This window comes from Bacillus sp. BS98, from assembly GCF_008432245.1.
GTDB classification, from domain to species: Bacteria; Bacillota; Bacilli; order Bacillales; family Bacillaceae_G; genus Bacillus_A; species Bacillus_A toyonensis.
The window spans coordinates 4,095,268-4,112,601 of the sequence record NZ_CP043830.1; the positions used below are offsets into that span (position 1 = coordinate 4,095,268).

Genomic DNA, 17,334 nt, shown 5'->3' on the forward strand with positions numbered 1-17,334 from the left:
GAAATAAAGTGAAACTATTTATAGCTTTCGTTTCTTCTAACAAGCGACACTTTTAGAATCATACGTCATTTATCGCTTATACTCTTCTTCTTTCATGATAGTAAAAAAATTGCTATTCGCCAACCTTATCATACAAAAAGAAATGATCCTGACAAATAGGATCATTCCATTTTATCATACGCCTCAATAATACGTTGCACTAACGGATGTCTCACAACGTCGCTTTGCTCTAATGTAATGAACGAAAGTCCTGATACACCAGATAAAACATTTGTAGCAATAGAAAGACCTGATTTTGCCCCTTTTGGCAAATCTACCTGCGAAGGATCCCCTGTTATAACCATTTTAGAACTAAAACCTAATCTTGTTAAAAACATTTTTATTTGGACACCAGTTGTATTTTGCGCTTCATCTAAAATAACAAATGAATCATCAAGCGTACGCCCTCTCATATAAGCAAGAGGCGCGATTTCAATTACACCTCGCTCCATCATACGCTGCGTATATTCTTGTCCAAGAATATCGTGCAGTGCATCATACAATGGACGTAAATATGGATCTACCTTCTCTTTTAAATCCCCTGGTAAAAAACCTAAACTCTCTCCAGCTTCTACAGCAGGCCTTGTTAGAATAATTTTCTTTACATACCCTTGTTTTAACGCTCTTACAGCCATTACTACAGCTAAGTACGTTTTTCCAGTTCCAGCAGGTCCTATCCCAAATACAATATCATTCTTCTTCATCGCATGAATATATCGTCTTTGTCCCATTGTTTTTACACGAATAGATTTACCCTTTGCCGTTTTAAAAATTTCTTCTTCATATAACTCTTCAAATTGAGCAATTTTCCCTTGTTGTGCGAGCTGAATTGCATACGCAACATCTCTTTCTGTAATGGATACACTTTTACGAATAACAACAAGTAATTGCTGTAAGATTTTTTCTACGAGTGTCACGTTTTCATCTGCCCCAGACACATGAACTGTTTCACCTCTAGTTACGATAGATACATTAAGTTCTCGTTCCATTACTTTTAAATGAGCATCATTGACTCCAAAAAGAGCGATTGCTTCGTTAGTATTTTCCAATTGTTGGTTCATTTCTACTAATTGTTCTGCCATTACTCAGTCTCCTTGAATATCGGATTCGGATATCGGTTGTGACTCTGCAATATTTTCAATTACAGTATAATGCAATGTAACTTTTAGTTGATCCGCCTCAACCTCTTTACTCAAAATCTTATCACTTACAATCATAGCATGTTCATCCAATTTTTTCTTTAGTTCTTTTTCGGCCATCTCTTTCGCTACTTTCAATGCCTGTTTTTCTGTGTATTCTCGATTCGCTTCTTCCTCTTCTCGTACAATATCTTTTTCATATGCAATCGGTAATGTAAAACCAAATAATTTCACATCATGTTTTACATGTTCAGTACGAGAGCGTTTATACTTATCATGTTGAAATCCCCATATTTTTATTTTTGCACTCCCAAACTTAAGAAAGTATTCATTATACGCATTACCAGTATACACTTGAAATTGTGTTTTCAGCGGCACACTCACCTCGGATGTATACCAAGTTTCTCCATATACAATGCCTTTCGCCGAAACAACTGACGGGTTTTCCTCATTACCATATACACCTGATACAAGAAGTTGTCCTTTTTCAACATGGTCATTTTTCATAACGACTGGTTTCCCAACCTCTACAAACGTTTTTGTAATAATTGCTTCTTTTTTTGCCACTAAATTTTGTGGATGCTGTTCCTTTTCTTTTTTCGGCTCGTTTTTTTCCACAATTTTAAAATGATAGGTGGTCCCTCTTACTTCCAGCCCCGCCCAAGTAATCGCATTAATATTGTCCGTCAAATGGCGTTGCACATCTTCTACACTAGGCATTTGAAACTGTAGTTTTCCTTTCTTAATACCCATTTTATCCAATTCTTTCATCAATATATATTCTGTTTCAGGTTTCGCTCCTGTAATCTCAATTTTCCAAACCATATTTGACATTGCAATCATACCAAAAAAGAAAATTAAAAAACCGATTAAAAATCCACTATTTTTAATTAAACGCTTATTCCAAAAAGGAAAACCGTAGCGTCCAATGAAATATAATTTACATTCATTTTTTCTATAAATTGGTTTTAATTTTTTCACATCGCGTAACAACATACAAAAAACTAACGTTTCATCAGCAATCTTCTTAACATCCCAAACTAATAATTTTCTACGTACGCATTCATTAACGAACCGTTCCGCTCCTCTACCTTCAATTCGTACTTTTACATATCCAAGCCACTTTATAAACCATTTATTTTTCATCTACTACCTCCACTACCTTTCCAAAAAGTAGACATACTACTTTTCACTTTAATTAGCAAAATAGCTCGTACGAAAATGAAATAAAGAGTTTTACTGCCCATAAATAGCGAGATAACTGAATAGTAAGGTCGAATCACGAGAATAAAGAAGAAAAACTTCACATACGGAAGTTTCCCTCACTCCTTTTGCTTTTCACTTTCTAAAAACATCACTTGCTCAATGATCCCTTCAAGCAAAAGCTCCTCTGGAAGGATTGTTTTAATAACGAAGGATTGCCCCTTAATTAATAATTGACCATGTTTTAGCAACAATCTTACTTCTTTATCTGAAAACACTAATAAACCTTGATGATTTTCTATATAGATATGCACTTGCCCAACAAGCGTGATCCGAGGTAGATCCATTAGCACATCCACTGGCAGGTCTATTTGCTTCGTTAACCAATTCTTCATTTGTTCTAATTTTTTCATCTTAAAAGACCTCCTCTCATCCCATATGTATGAAAAAAGAGCTTGTAATATCACGTCCAAACTGAAAAAAAGCATAAAAAAACGTCTCATACGAAATGAGACGTTTTTTTATGCTAATAGCTGGATAACCAGCTTATTCACAAGTGATCCGTCTGTTTTACCTTTTACTTTCGGCATAACAGCAGTCATCACCTTACCCATATCTGCTTTTGATGTCGCACCAACTTCAGAAATAACTTGCTTGATTACATCAATCAGGTCTTCTTCAGTTAATTGCTCCGGCAAATATGCGCTTAAAATCTGAATTTCACTTTGCAGTTTATCAACAAGGTCTTCACGACCAGCTTTTTTAAATTCAAGGAGGGAGTCCTTATACTGTTTTACTTCACGAGCTAAAACTGTTAATTCCTCTTCTTCAGTAAGAGTATGTTGCAGTTTAATACCTTCATTTTGTAAAGCAGCCTTAACCATACGAATAACGGTTAATTTTTCTTTTTGTTTATTCTTCATCGCTTGTTTCATATCATCGTTTAAACGACCGAGAAGACTCATAACTTACACCCTCTCTTAGAATTTACGCTTTCTTGCCGCTTCAGATTTCTTCTTACGTTTTACACTTGGTTTTTCATAAAACTCGCGCTTTCTTGCTTCAGCAAGTGTACCAGTTTTAGAAACCGATCTTTTAAAACGGCGAAGTGCATCCTCCAAAGACTCGTTTTTACGAACGACTGTTTTTGACATTCTCTTTCCCTCCCTCCGAAACATCACACTTACATACTAACTTCAGCATGCAAAAAGAAACACTTCTTCAGCATGTCTTTTACGATTATAATACATTTTATCACTTCAGGTCAACTATTTGACAGAATAAAAGAGGAATAGATGCTCTTCCTTTTTTAAAGCTATGCAAATAGCTATCATCCTTTTCCACTGAAAACAACTATATTTTTATCATTGCACCTTTTCAACACTTAACTTTTCCATGAAAAAAGAAAGCATGCAAACCGTTTCCGTTTGCATGCTTTTTTTACGCGCTCGCTGATTCTTTTTTCACATCATCTTCAATAACACGAACAAATTGCGCTTCGTTATATGGATAACCAGCTTTCGTAATTTTCACTTTCACTAGCTTACCAATTAATTCTTCTGACCCTTCAAAGACAATTTTCAAATAGTTATCTGTATAACCTACATATAACCCTTCACGGTCGCCATCTTTAAATTGCTCTTCCGGGATAATTTCAAGCACTTCTCCTTCAAACCGTGAAGCATACTCTTTCGCTAATTGATTAGATAGTTCAATTAAACGGTGAACACGATCGTTCTTCACATCTTCAGGAACTTGATCTTCCATACGCGCTGCAGGTGTTCCCGTACGTTTTGAATAAGGGAATACGTGTAACTCAGAGAAGCGATTCTCTTTAATGAAATTGTACGTTTCCATAAATTCTTCTTCTGTTTCACCTGGGAAGCCAACAATTACGTCTGATGTAATCGCAAGACCTGGTAACGCTTCTTTCAAACGATCTAAACGCTCTTGGAAAAATTCCATCGTATACTTACGACGCATACGTTTTAATACAGTATTAGATCCTGATTGCAACGGAATGTGCAAGTGGCGTACAACTACTTCAGATTTGTCTAACACTTCTATTACTTCATCTGAAATTTGACTCGCTTCAATAGAAGAAATACGAAGACGTTTTAATCCACCTACTTCTGCTTCCATATCACGAAGTAATCCAGCTAAGTTATAATCTTTAATATCTTCACCGTATCCACCTGTATGAATACCAGTTAATACGATTTCTTTATAGCCTGCATCCACTAATTGCTGCGCTTGTTTAATAACTTCTTTTCCATCACGAGAACGCATTAAACCACGCGCCCAAGGAATAATACAGAACGTACAGAAGTTATTACAACCTTCTTGTATTTTTAATGAAGCACGTGTACGATCCGTGAAATATGGTACATCAAGTTCTTCGTATACACGTGTTTTCATAATGTTACGGACAGCATTAATTGGTTGACGCTCTTTACGGAATTCTTCGATGTATCCTAACATCTTTTCACGATCTTGTGTACCAACTACAATATCTACACCTGGAATTGCCATAATTTCAGCTGGAGATGTTTGCGCATAACATCCCGTTACACAAATAACCGCATCTGGATTTTGACGCACAGCACGTCTAATTACTTGACGGCTTTTTTTATCTCCAGTATTTGTTACTGTACATGTATTAATAACATATACATCAGATTTCTTTTCATATTCAGTTCTTTCATAACCACCTTGTTTAAACAATTGCCAAATAGCTTCTGTTTCATAGTGGTTTACTTTACAACCTAACGTGTGGAACGCAACAGTTGACATTGATCATCACCCCATCAATTCAAAATGATAAGAAGCAGCACTTAACGCATAAAGCGGTGCCGTTTCCGTTCTTAAAATCCTTGGTCCTAAACTACATAGTACAAATTTATGTTCACGAAGCGCTGTAATCTCTTCCTCAGCTAAACCGCCTTCTGGGCCAAATACAATTAATAGCTTTTGACCTGGTTTCATTGTCGTTAAAGCTTTCGCAAAATTAGATTTCTCGCCTTGTTTTGCTACTTCTTCATACGCAACAAGACAAACATCATACTCACCACTCATTGAAAGCAATTGCTTAAACGATGCTGGAGCATGTACTTCTGGAACTTCACTTCTATGCGATTGTTCCGCAGCTTCTTTCACAATTTTTCTTAAACGCTCAACTTTTTTATCAGCTTTTTTCGCATCCCATTTTACGATAGAGCGAGATGCTTGAAATGGTAAAAATGCGGCTGCCCCAAGCTCGGTTCCTTTTTGAAAAATTAACTCTAGCTTGTCTCCTTTTGGCAGTCCACTTGCAATCGTCACGAACACAGGAAGTTCACTCGATGCCTCTACCCATTCTACAATAGCTGTCTCAACAAATTCACTGGTAATTTCATCAATTGAACATACTGCTGTTTTTCCGTTTACACAGCAATAAATGTGATCACCAGCTGACATACGCATTACTCTCGCAATATGATGTACATCATCACCTACAATGCGAATCTTTGCTTCACTTACATATTTTTCTTCTACAAAATAACGTTGCATATAATCACCTTAGTAGAGTTTCGTTCCTTTCGTAAGTCAACACTTACGAAAAGAACGAAACGTTATCATTTTTCATATAACAAACGGCAAGTCCCTCACCTTATAGTGAGAGACTCCCCTTTTCATTATAAACTAAAATCTATATTACGCATTTCGTGCAATAATTGCTACCCAATCATCCATTCGTAATACTTCTTCAATTGTAAATCCAGCTTTTTCTAACGCCTCAGAAATTACTTTTTCTTTCGCTGCAATAATACCAGATGTAATGAATAATCCACCTGATTTTACAACTCGTGCTGCATCTTCAGGGAATAGAAGAATAATTTCTGCTAATAAATTCGCTACGATTAAATCAACAGGTCCTTCAATACCTTCTAAAAGACTATTTTGTCCAACAGATACGATATCATCTGTTTTATTTAAACGTACATTCATTTCCGCACTTTCCACTGCAACTGGATCTAAATCGTATGCTTGAACAGAAGACGCACCTAATTTTGCCGCTGCAATACTAAGTACACCTGAACCCGTTCCTACATCAATGACAGTATCACCTGATTGAACTGTTTTTTCTAAAGCACGAATACACATCGTTGTTGTTGGATGAGTTCCTGTACCAAACGCCATACCCGGGTCTAATTCAATGATTTTTTCATCTGGAGAAGATGGTGTGTACTCTTCCCATGTCGGTACGATTGTGAATGTATCAGAAATTTGTACTGGATGGTAATACTTTTTCCAAGCAGTAGCCCAATCTTCTTCATTGACTTCGTTAATGGTAATATTTCCAGTACCAATTTCAATGTCGTAAGATGGAAGCACATCAATAGATGATTTTACACCCGCAATCGTTTCCTGTAAAGAATCCGTTTGTGGGAAATATGCTTTTACTAATACACCCTCTGCCGGGTATTCATCTGGGTTCAATGCATAAATTTCACCATATTGTTGCTCGCGCTCTTTCGTCAACTCTGCTGGATCCTCAATCGCAACTCCACTAGCACCAGCTTCATGTAAAATATGAGAGACAGCTTCTACTGCTTCTTCTGTTGTATGAATACTAACTTCTGACCATTTCACAATTTACCAACTCCATTTTTTATTTCCATTATTCCCCTTTGAAAGCACGTTTAAGCTTTCCGAATAAACTATCATCCTGCTCTTCTTGCCCTGCAAATTCACGTAATAAATCTTTTTGATGTGAATTTAATTTTGTTGGTACAACAACACGAACGACTACATATTGATCTCCTTGACCGTATCCACGTACGTTTGGAGCACCTTTTCCTTTTAAGCGGAATTCTGTTCCTGTTTGTGTTCCTGCTGGAATTTTCAGCTTCACTTTCCCATGAACAGTAGGAACTTCTACTTCAGCACCAAGTGCCATTTGCGCAAATGTTAATGGCATTTCGCAAATAATATGATCACCTTCACGCTCGAAGAATTCATGATTTCTTACATGAACAACTACATATAAATCTCCTGCCGGTCCACCATTTACGCCCGCTTCACCTTTTCCAGATACACGAATTTGTTGGCCATTATCAATACCAGCTGGAATCTTAACGTTAATTTTTTTACGCTTACGTACTTTACCTGAACCATGACATGTCGTACATTTTTCTTTAATCATTTGACCAGTTCCTGAACAATGACCACAAGCTTGACGGTTTACAATACGACCAAACGGTGTATTTTGTTCTACACTTACTTGACCTGATCCTGAACAATGTTTACATGTTTCTTTTGAAGTTCCTGGTTTTGCCCCGCTACCTTTACAAGTATCACATGGATCTTCTACTGGAATTTCAACGTTTAACTCTTTACCAAAAATAGCTTCTTCAAAGTCTAAAGTGACTTGATATTGTAAGTCAGCACCTTGGCGCGGAGCATTTGGATCACGACGTCTGCCGCCACCGCCGCCAAAGAACGAACTAAAGATATCTTCAAAACCGAAGCCACCGCCGAAGTCTCCTCCGCCACCGAAGCCTTGATTTGCACCAGCATGACCAAATTGATCGTACTGCGCACGCTTTTGATCATCGCTCAACACTTCGTATGCCTCTTGTACTTCTTTAAACTTTTCAATTGCATTTTCTTCTTTACTCACGTCTGGATGGTATTTTTTAGCCAAACGACGATACGCTTTTTTAATTTCATCTTTTGAAGCGCCCTGGCTAAGTCCAAGGACCTCATAATAGTCTCGTTTACTCATAAATTTGCAACCCCCGAATCTTTCACATAAACGTAATTTTAACACCGAAAGAAAGTGCTTTGCAACAAAGTTTCCTCACTTACAGTATGCAAGGTAAAAAACTTAAGATCCTCACACATTTCTCCTCATTTATGAAAAAAGCCAAAGCCAAGGCACGCTTGACTTTGACTTTTTGTCATCTTACTTATTATGTTTGTACTTAAATTACTTGTCTTCTTTTACTTCTTCAAATTCAGCGTCTACTACATTATCTTTTTTCGCGCCAGCGTCTTGTGCTCCTTGTGCACCTTCTGCTTGCCCTGCAGCTGCTTGAGCTTGCTCGTATAATTTAACGCTTAATTGTTGTACGATTTCTTGTAAAGCATCTTTTTTCGCACGGATTTCATCAAGATCGTTTTTCTCAATTGCCGCTTGCAACGCTTCTTTCGCTTCTGTCGCTTTTGCAACCTCAGCCGCATCTACTTTACCTTCTAAATCTTTTACAACTTTATCTGTTTGGAATACAAGTTGGTCAGCTTCATTACGAAGTTCAACTTCTTCCTTACGTTTTTGGTCAGCGTCAGCATTTGCTTCTGCTTCTTGTACCATACGATCTACTTCTTCATCAGAAAGACCTGAAGAAGATTGAATTGTAATAGCTTGCTCTTTGCTTGTTCCTAAGTCTTTTGCACGTACGTTAACGATACCGTTCGCATCAATATCGAATGTTACTTCGATTTGTGGAATACCACGTGGTGCTGGTGGAAGATCCGTTAATTGGAAACGACCTAATGTTTTGTTGTCAGCTGACATTGGACGCTCACCTTGTAGTACATGAATGTCTACTGCCGGTTGGTTATCAGCAGCTGTTGAGAATACTTGTGACTTACTTGTTGGAATTGTAGTGTTACGCTCGATTAATTTCGTGAACACACCACCCATAGTTTCAATACCTAAAGAAAGTGGAGTTACGTCTAATAATAGTACGCCTTCTACATCACCAGTAAGTACGCCACCTTGAACCGCAGCACCTAATGCTACAACTTCATCAGGGTTTACGCCTTTGTATGGCTCTTTACCAGTTTCACGTTTAATAGCTTCTTGAACAGCTGGGATACGAGTAGATCCACCAACAAGGATAACTTTATCTAATTCACTTGGAGCAAAGCCAGCGTCTTTTAATGCACGACGAGTTGGCTCTAACGTTCTTTCAACAAGACCTGCTGAAATCTCTTCGAATTTCGCTCTTGTTAACGTTAATTCTAAGTGTAATGGGCCAGCAGCTCCAGCACTAATGAATGGTAATGAAATTTGTGTTTGTGTTACACCTGAAAGATCTTTTTTCGCTTTTTCAGCTGCATCTTTCAAACGTTGAAGTGCCATTTTATCTTGGCTTAAATCAATGTTATTTTCTTTTTTGAATTCAGCTACTAAGTGATCGATGATAACTTGGTCAAAGTCATCTCCACCAAGGCGGTTGTCACCAGCAGTTGAAATAACTTCGAATGTGCCGTCTGCTAACTCAAGGATAGATACGTCAAATGTACCGCCACCTAAGTCATATACTAAGATTTTTTGCTCTTCATCTTGTTTTTCTAAACCGTAAGCAAGTGCTGCTGCTGTTGGTTCGTTAATGATACGCTCAACTTCTAAACCAGCGATACGACCAGCATCTTTCGTTGCTTGACGCTCTGCATCGTTGAAGTATGCAGGTACTGTAATAACAGCTTTCGTTACTGTTTCACCTAAGTATGCTTCAGCAGAAGCTTTTAAGTTTTGTAAAATGATTGCAGAAATTTCTTGAGGTGTAAAATCTTTACCTTCAACTTCTACTTTGTAGTCTGTACCCATATGACGTTTAACAGACATGATTGTATTTGGGTTTGTAATTGCTTGACGCTTCGCAACTTCCCCAACTTGACGCTCTTCATTTTTGAAAGCTACAACAGAAGGTGTTGTACGGTTTCCTTCTGGATTTGGGATAACCTTTGGTTCTCCACCTTCCATAACAGCTACACAAGAGTTTGTTGTACCTAAGTCAATACCGATAATTTTACTCATGGCGAATCCTCCTACTTTTATGTAAATTATTGATTTACTTTTACCATTGATGGGCGAATCACACGGTCTTTTAGTTTATAACCTTTTTGGAATTCTTCAACTACCGCGTTTGATTCAAATTCACTGTCTTCCACTTGCATAATAGCTTGGTGTTCATTCGGATCAAACTGTTTACCAACAGCTTCAATCGCTTCCACACCTTCTTTAGTCAACGCTTCTAGCAATTGACGATGCACCATTTCCATACCTTGTAACAAGGATTTCGTTTGCTCGTCAGTCGCTTCCACTTGCATCGCTCTTTCAAAATTATCAAGAGCTGGCAAAATATCTGAAACTAGACTTTGTGCTCTATATTTGTCAGCAGCCTGTTTATCCATTTGGACACGGCGCTTATAATTTTCAAAATCAGCTTGTAGACGTAATGTGCGACCTTCCGTTTCCGTTAGTTTCGCTTGTAACTCATCTACTTTTTCTTGTAAAAGAGCAGCCTCACTTTTTTCTTCTACAGTTTTTTCACTGTTTTCTGGCGTGACAGCTTCTTCAACTTGCGCTTCTTTCACTTCTTCTACCACTTGTTCGTTACGCTCTTCCACAATTTTCACCTCCTTAAAAGGTATTAGGTATCATGCTTAGCATGATTACCTAAGCATTATATATTACACACAGCAATGAAAATTTCATCACTTGAGCGAATGTATTACTCCCATTTACTTTTTAAGTCCGTCTGTAAACTGTCTTGTAAATAACTGCAGTAAACTAATTACACGAGAGTATTGCATTCTCGTCGGACCTAAAATTGCAATTGTTCCAAGTTGCTCTTCTCCAATCGAATACGTTGCAGAAATCAAACTGCAATCCTCCATTGCCGTAGAAGAATTTTCTCTACCAATTTTCACTTGAATTCCGACTTGTTTATGACGCAAAATGTCATAAAACGCAGCCTCATTATCAATCATCGTCAGCAAAGATCTTACTTTATGAATGTCATGGAACTCCGGTTGCGAAAGCATATTCGCTTTCCCTCCAAAGTATATCTTTTCCGATAACGGAACTTGAAATGTACCATCTAACATTTTTATCGCACTATCGTAATTATGAACATACCCACGTAAAACTGTAACAATCTCTTTAAAGATTTTATTATGAAGTTCTGCCATCGGTACACCAGATAGCTTTTCATTTAAAATGTTAACCATTTTTTCTAAATCTGATAAATCAACAGATTCCGGAACGGTAATCGTTTTACTTTGTACATGCCCTGTATCCGTTACAATAATAGCGACTGCTGTTTGACGATCAAGCGGCACAATTTGTACGTTTTTAAGTTTATTTGTGCTTAACTTAGGCCCTAGAACAATCGCCGTATAGCTCGTAAGCTCTGATAAAATTTGAGCAGATTGCTGTGCAACTTTTTCTGCTTCAAAAATTCTTTCAGCAAATAAATCTTTAATTTGTACAATTTCATCGTTCGGTAAGTTTTGCGGCGCTAAAAGATGGTCTACATAAAATCGGTATCCTTTCTCAGAAGGAACCCGTCCAGAAGAACTATGTGTTTTTTCAATAAAACCCAATTCTTCTAAATCAGCCATTTCATTTCGAATAGTAGCTGAACTAAATGTGATTTCTTCTTTTTTAGCCAACGTTCTAGACCCAACGGGCTGCGCTGATCCAATAAAGTCATCAATAATTGTTTGTAAAATTAAGAGCTGACGTTCCGTAAGCATCTCATCATCACCTCTGTTAGCACTCTTTGTCTTCGAGTGCTAAATCTATTAATAACTTACCAAAATTGACATTCAATTGTCAACGGAAACGTCACGAAATAATGAATTTTTTTCACGTTTATGAAACATTTAATTAGTCAATCAAAAATGACTGGAACACTTCATTCCCTAATAATTTCCCTTTTCGTGTTAAACGCACATATCCATCTCTTTCTTCAAGCAACCCTTGTTCTTGATTGCCTTGTAACTGCTTCGCGAAAACTTGATCCATCTCTATATTGAATTTCTTTTGGAATGCTATTTTAGAAACACCTTTTGTTTTTCGAAGTCCTAAAAACAACTCTTCTTCCATTTTTTCCTTCTCAGTCACTTCATGAACATCTAAATAAGGAAATCCTGTTTCATCAATTTTATTAAAATATTGCTTCAGCGGACCTACATTTTGAATACGTTCCCCATTTACATAACTATGAGCTCCAGCTCCAAAACCATAATACTCTTCATTATTCCAGTATGTGAGATTATGTCTACTTTTATTGTCACCTTTTGAGAAATTACTAATTTCATACTGGTTATAACCGTGTTTCTCCATTTCATCCATTACCATTTCGTACATTTTCGCTTCATGGTCTTCACCTGGGAGTCTTAATTTCCCTTTATTCATTAAGTTATAAAACACTGTTTTCGGTTCCACAATTAATGAATATGCTGAGAAATGTTGCACACCGAGCGTAAAGGCAATGTCTAACGTTTCTTTTACATCTTCTATCGTCTGCCCTGGCAGGGCATAAATTATGTCTATATTAATATTTGTAAAGCCAACTTCCTGCGCTTCTCGAATTGCTACAAACGCATCCTCCCTCGTATGCTTGCGCCCGATTTTCTCAAGCAGTTCATCACGAAACGTTTGTACACCAAAACTAATTCTGTTCACGCCACCTTCTAACAGTAAGTTCAACTTCTCTTTCGGTAAGTCCCCTGGATTCGCTTCAAAAGTTAATTCACAATTCGGAGCAAATGGACGCAAACGACGATTAATGATATCGAGCAATTTTTTTGTCTGTTCCATATTTAATGCTGTCGGCGTTCCTCCACCAACAAAAATCGTTTTCATACTATCAAACGGTACTTTTTGAACCGTATTTATTATTTCTTTCTCTAAGTACTCTAAATATTGATCTACCGGTTGGCGTTCAATAAACACTTTATTAAAATCACAATAGTGACAAATATGCTGACAAAACGGAATATGAATATATGCAGCTTGTACCAAATATAACTCCTACCTTTCTAAAAAGAAAACCTCCGCACTCCGGAGGGTTCTCTACTTCTCTAACGTATTACGGATTTGTTCCATTCGCATTTTTCCCCAATCATACATCATTTCAACGATTGGTAAAAGTGACATGCCTAGTTCCGTCATATAATACTCAACACGAGGAGGAATTTCGGGATATACTGTTCGATCAACAATCCCATCTTCCATTAACTCTTTTAATTGGTTCGACAAAACTTTATGAGAAATGCTTGGGAATAACCGTTGTAATTCGCTAAAACGATGAGGCCCTTCCACACCAAGATGCCACAGTATCACAACTTTCCACTTTCCACTAATAATAGAAAGCGTCAATTCCTTTTCACAATTAAAATTACCATTTTGTAGTTTCTCTTGAATATCTTTTCGAATATTTTCGGACATTAATAATCTCCTAACTCTGTATGAACTAAAAAGCTCTCTCACTATTGTAAATGAGAGATACTAAGATGTCTAAAAAGTAATGATACAGAAAAAAAGAAGCCGCATAAACGACTCCTTCTTTATTTTATATTAGTTGTCATCCATTTTCAGTACAGCCATGAATGCCTCTTGCGGTACTTCTACAGAACCAACAGACTTCATACGTTTTTTACCTTCTTTTTGCTTATCAAGAAGTTTACGCTTACGAGAAATGTCACCACCGTAACATTTTGCAAGTACGTTTTTACGCATCGCCTTAATTGTAGAACGTGCTACAACCTTGTTTCCAATAGTAGCTTGAATTGGCACTTCGAACTGTTGTCTTGGAATCAATTCTTTTAATTTCTCTACGATTACTTTACCACGGTCATACGCTGAATCACGGTGCACAATGAATGATAAAGCATCCACTTGTTCATTATTTAAAAGAATATCCATTTTCACAAGTTTAGACGGTTTATAACCAATTAACTCGTAGTCAAATGATGCATATCCTTTCGTATTTGATTTCAATTGATCGAAGAAGTCATATACGATTTCTGATAACGGGATTTCATATGTTAATGTAACACGCGTTTCATCTAAATATTGCATATCAATAAACGTTCCACGTTTACCTTGGCAAATTTCCATTACAGCTCCAACATAGTCATTCGGAACCATAATTGAAGCTTTAACAAACGGCTCTTCTACACGATCGATAGACTGTGGATCTGGCATATTAGATGGATTATCAACAATAACATCTTCACCGTTTGTTAAATAAACTTTATAAATAACGCTTGGCGCTGTTGTAATTAAGTCAATCTTAAATTCACGTTCAATACGTTCTTGAATGATTTCCATGTGAAGTAAACCTAAGAATCCACAACGGAAACCAAATCCTAGCGCTTGAGATGTTTCTGGTTCAAACTCAAGAGCAGAATCGTTTAACTCTAATTTTTCTAACGCATCACGTAAATCGTTATAACGAGCAGAATCAATTGGATACAGCCCACAGAATACCATCGGGTTTAATTTACGGTAACCTGGTAACGCCTCTGCAGCCGGACGTTTCGCATGTGTAATCGTATCACCAACACGTGTATCACCTACGTTTTTAATAGATGCTGCTAAGAAACCTACATCACCTACAGTTAACTCATCACGCTGCGTTGTTTTCGGTGTAAATACACCTACTTCTGTTACTTCAAACTCTTTACCAGTTGCCATCATACGTACTTTATCGCCAACTTTTACCGTTCCGTTTACAACACGGATATATGCAATTACACCACGATATGGATCATATAAGGAATCGAAAATCATACATTGTAACGGCTCTTCTGAATCACCCGTCGGAGCTGGTACTTTTTCAACGATTTGTTCTAAAATGTCCTCAATACCAATGCCTGCTTTTGCCGAAGCAAGTACAGCTTCCGATGCATCTAAACCAATTACATCTTCTACCTCTTGACGTACGCGTTCTGGATCCGCACTTGGTAAATCGATTTTATTAATAACTGGTAAGATTTCTAAATTATTATCAAGCGCTAAATATACGTTTGCTAATGTTTGCGCCTCAATCCCTTGCGCTGCATCAACAACAAGAATTGCACCTTCACAAGCCGCTAAACTACGAGATACTTCGTACGTAAAATCGACGTGTCCTGGCGTATCGATCAAGTGAAGAATATACTCTTCACCGTCTTTCGCTTTATACGTTAATTGTACTGCATTTAATTTAATTGTAATACCGCGCTCACGCTCTAAATCCATAGAGTCAAGCAACTGAGCTTTCATTTCGCGCTGTGTTAACGCGTTTGTTTTCTCCAAAATACGGTCTGCCAACGTTGATTTCCCGTGGTCAATGTGAGCAATGATGGAGAAGTTACGAATTTTGGACTGTCTTTTTGCTCTTTCTTCTTTATTCATCTATGTTCTCAACTCCTAATAGTCTCGCCAATATACACTAGCACTGATTATATCAATAGAGCAGCAAAGATTCAATGAAAACTCGTGCTGCTTACAAGACAAATCATTCTATCTATATCTTATGCGAACAAACCATAAGAGACAAACCTTTTTCAAATTAAAAAACGGCTGTCGTACAAAACGATAAGACAACCGTTCTTCCTGCTACTCTTAGCTAAAAATCTCTTTCACTTTCCCAACAACTATATCCGTTCCAAACTTTGTTATTTCATAAGCAACACTTGCTATCGCCATACCAATTCCTTCTACGACATTAAAACTTCTTAAACTTTCTAATTGTTTTTGTTTCTCAATAGTTGAAAACGAACTTCCCAAAATTTCTGATTCAGCACTCGCACCCTCTGTCCCTGTCATATGAGCTATTTGTTCATACGACAGCTGCTGATAACCTTTCATACTTTTCAAACCATGATTAGCAAGCGCAACTCCTGCTATCATCATAAGTAAACATAAAACTGCACTACATATACACAGAAGTGCAAAACGACTTAAACTATCATCGTCTCTCCCCCTCAATGTGTATATGCTCCTGTATTATCTTGGTCAATTTGATGATGCAGCGCTGCATTTAACCCACTCGCTATTACATTTGCCATATCCTCTATAAAAGCATCTACTTCTTTTGGGGTCACCATTAAATTATGACCGAGAGGAGACAGTACTTCATAGATCAATTTTCTTTTTTCTTCTTCTTCCAATGTACCAATAGCACCTAAAAACATATTCCTACTTTTTTCATCCGGCATATCTTCTTCTGTTAATTTTTTCTTTTCTCCGAATGAAAATCCCGCTGGTAATAAAGACCGTGACGGCTTATGTCCCTCTTTCATCTCTCTTCCAAAGTGCTTCAAAATAAAATCGATCGTATCACTCGTAATAGAAACTGCGTCTACTACAGTTGGAACACCAATCGCAATAACAGGGATTCCTAATGTTTCTTTACTTAGCTCCTTACGTTTATTCCCAACACCAGATCCAGGATGAATCCCTGTATCCGAAATTTGTATCGTACTATTTACACGTTCAATAGAGCGTGCAGCTAACGCATCAATTGCAATTACAAAGTCTGGCTTCGTCTTCTCAATGATTCCATAAATAACATCGCTCGTTTCAATTCCTGTAATTCCCATTACTCCCGGACGAATTGCACTAACAGGCCTAAAACCTTCTTCTATACTTTCAGGCTGCAATTGAAACAAATGTCTCGTTACCAATACGTTTTCTACAACTATCGGTCCAAGTGCATCCGGTGTTACATTCCAATTCCCAAGACCAACAATTAAACAGCTCGCTTCTTTTGTAACGCCAACCTCTTCTAAGAAATAAGAAAATTCTTTCGCAAAAATACGCTCTACCTTTTGTTGCAGTTCCGTATCTTGTTGACGTATACCTTGCACTTCAAGCGTTAAATAATTTCCAGGTTTTTTACCCATCGATTCAGATGCAACTTCATCAATTGTGACTTTTGTAATTGTAATACCCTCTTCTTCCCTCTCTTTTACAATAACTCCTTGTACCCCTTCTTGTTCTTCTTGGCGTTCTTGCAACATTTGATGCGCTTCTACAGCAAGGTCAGTTCTAACACTATATTTACTTAAATCTAATGGTTCTTTCATCGTATCTCCTCCGTAATTCATAGTAAATATCGTTAGATTTCCCAAAGTTATATAAGGTCATTCTTTCCTTTACGTGAAATTTCATTGATATACT

Annotated in this window: 17 protein-coding genes; all 17 read right to left on the bottom strand. The window is 37.3% G+C overall.

Translation table 11 applies throughout. The features are described 5' to 3' along the window. Nucleotides 1-161: 161 nt before the first annotated feature. The 17 genes from F0362_RS21235 to gpr all read right to left on the bottom strand — a co-directional run bounded on the left by F0362_RS21235 (nt 162) and on the right by gpr (nt 17,240). Nucleotides 162-1,121: a PhoH family protein gene (locus F0362_RS21235; RefSeq protein WP_000840526.1), complete on the bottom strand. Its 960-nt coding sequence runs from the start codon at nt 1,119-1,121 to the stop codon at nt 162-164. 3 nt (nt 1,122-1,124) lie between these two features. Continuing rightward, entirely contained in the window at nt 1,125-2,324 is a 1,200-nt protein-coding gene (gene yqfD, locus F0362_RS21240) for a sporulation protein YqfD (RefSeq protein ID WP_000792488.1), read from the bottom strand. Between the two features lie 176 nt (nt 2,325-2,500). Continuing rightward, entirely contained in the window at nt 2,501-2,794 is a 294-nt protein-coding gene (gene yqfC, locus F0362_RS21245) for a sporulation protein YqfC (protein WP_000732262.1), read from the bottom strand. A gap of 108 nt (nt 2,795-2,902) precedes the next feature. Further along, a complete protein-coding gene (locus tag F0362_RS21250; RefSeq protein ID WP_000054576.1) occupies nt 2,903-3,346 on the bottom strand; it encodes a GatB/YqeY domain-containing protein in 444 nt (147 codons plus the stop codon). A gap of 15 nt (nt 3,347-3,361) precedes the next feature. Then, complete coding sequence (gene rpsU, locus F0362_RS21255) at nt 3,362-3,535, bottom strand: 30S ribosomal protein S21 (RefSeq protein WP_000048061.1); 174 nt, start codon at nt 3,533-3,535, stop codon at nt 3,362-3,364. A gap of 286 nt (nt 3,536-3,821) precedes the next feature. Then, nucleotides 3,822-5,174 (bottom strand): tRNA (N(6)-L-threonylcarbamoyladenosine(37)-C(2))-methylthiotransferase MtaB, encoded by a 1,353-nt coding sequence (mtaB, locus tag F0362_RS21260; RefSeq protein ID WP_000108699.1) that lies wholly within the window; start codon nt 5,172-5,174, stop codon nt 3,822-3,824. Between the two features lie 6 nt (nt 5,175-5,180). Continuing rightward, on the bottom strand, nt 5,181-5,930 hold the full coding sequence (locus F0362_RS21265) for a 16S rRNA (uracil(1498)-N(3))-methyltransferase (RefSeq protein WP_001190170.1): 750 nt from the start codon (nt 5,928-5,930) through the stop codon (nt 5,181-5,183). A gap of 144 nt (nt 5,931-6,074) precedes the next feature. After that, nucleotides 6,075-7,013 (bottom strand): 50S ribosomal protein L11 methyltransferase, encoded by a 939-nt coding sequence (gene prmA, locus F0362_RS21270; RefSeq protein WP_000872124.1) that lies wholly within the window; start codon nt 7,011-7,013, stop codon nt 6,075-6,077. A 28-nt stretch (nt 7,014-7,041) separates the two neighbouring features. Then, the gene (gene dnaJ / locus F0362_RS21275; protein ID WP_000043956.1) at nt 7,042-8,148 is read right to left on the bottom strand and encodes a chaperone protein DnaJ; all 1,107 of its coding nucleotides are present in this window, start codon (nt 8,146-8,148) and stop codon (nt 7,042-7,044) included. 204 nt (nt 8,149-8,352) lie between these two features. Further along, nucleotides 8,353-10,188 carry a chaperone protein DnaK gene (gene dnaK, locus F0362_RS21280; RefSeq protein ID WP_000034693.1) on the bottom strand — a complete coding sequence of 612 codons (1,836 nt, stop codon included), beginning with the start codon at nt 10,186-10,188 and terminating at the stop codon, nt 8,353-8,355. A 26-nt stretch (nt 10,189-10,214) separates the two neighbouring features. Continuing rightward, nucleotides 10,215-10,781, bottom strand: coding sequence for a nucleotide exchange factor GrpE (gene grpE / locus F0362_RS21285; RefSeq protein WP_000392715.1), 567 nt, complete (start codon nt 10,779-10,781; stop codon nt 10,215-10,217). Nucleotides 10,782-10,895: 114 nt separating this feature from the next. Continuing rightward, entirely contained in the window at nt 10,896-11,912 is a 1,017-nt protein-coding gene (gene hrcA, locus F0362_RS21290; protein WP_000954961.1) for a heat-inducible transcriptional repressor HrcA, read from the bottom strand. A gap of 133 nt (nt 11,913-12,045) precedes the next feature. Beyond that, entirely contained in the window at nt 12,046-13,185 is a 1,140-nt protein-coding gene (gene hemW / locus F0362_RS21295) for a radical SAM family heme chaperone HemW (RefSeq protein WP_000249444.1), read from the bottom strand. A 51-nt stretch (nt 13,186-13,236) separates the two neighbouring features. Next, entirely contained in the window at nt 13,237-13,611 is a 375-nt protein-coding gene (locus F0362_RS21300; RefSeq protein WP_001293547.1) for a winged helix-turn-helix transcriptional regulator, read from the bottom strand. A 129-nt stretch (nt 13,612-13,740) separates the two neighbouring features. Then, entirely contained in the window at nt 13,741-15,564 is a 1,824-nt protein-coding gene (lepA, locus tag F0362_RS21305; protein WP_001030961.1) for an elongation factor 4, read from the bottom strand. A 210-nt stretch (nt 15,565-15,774) separates the two neighbouring features. Further along, entirely contained in the window at nt 15,775-16,140 is a 366-nt protein-coding gene (locus tag F0362_RS21310) for a YqxA family protein (RefSeq protein WP_001214892.1), read from the bottom strand. Continuing rightward, nucleotides 16,137-17,240: a GPR endopeptidase gene (gpr, locus tag F0362_RS21315; protein ID WP_000662628.1), complete on the bottom strand. Its 1,104-nt coding sequence runs from the start codon at nt 17,238-17,240 to the stop codon at nt 16,137-16,139. The genes F0362_RS21310 and gpr overlap by 4 nt, the downstream gene beginning before the upstream one ends. Nucleotides 17,241-17,334 lie beyond the last annotated feature (94 nt).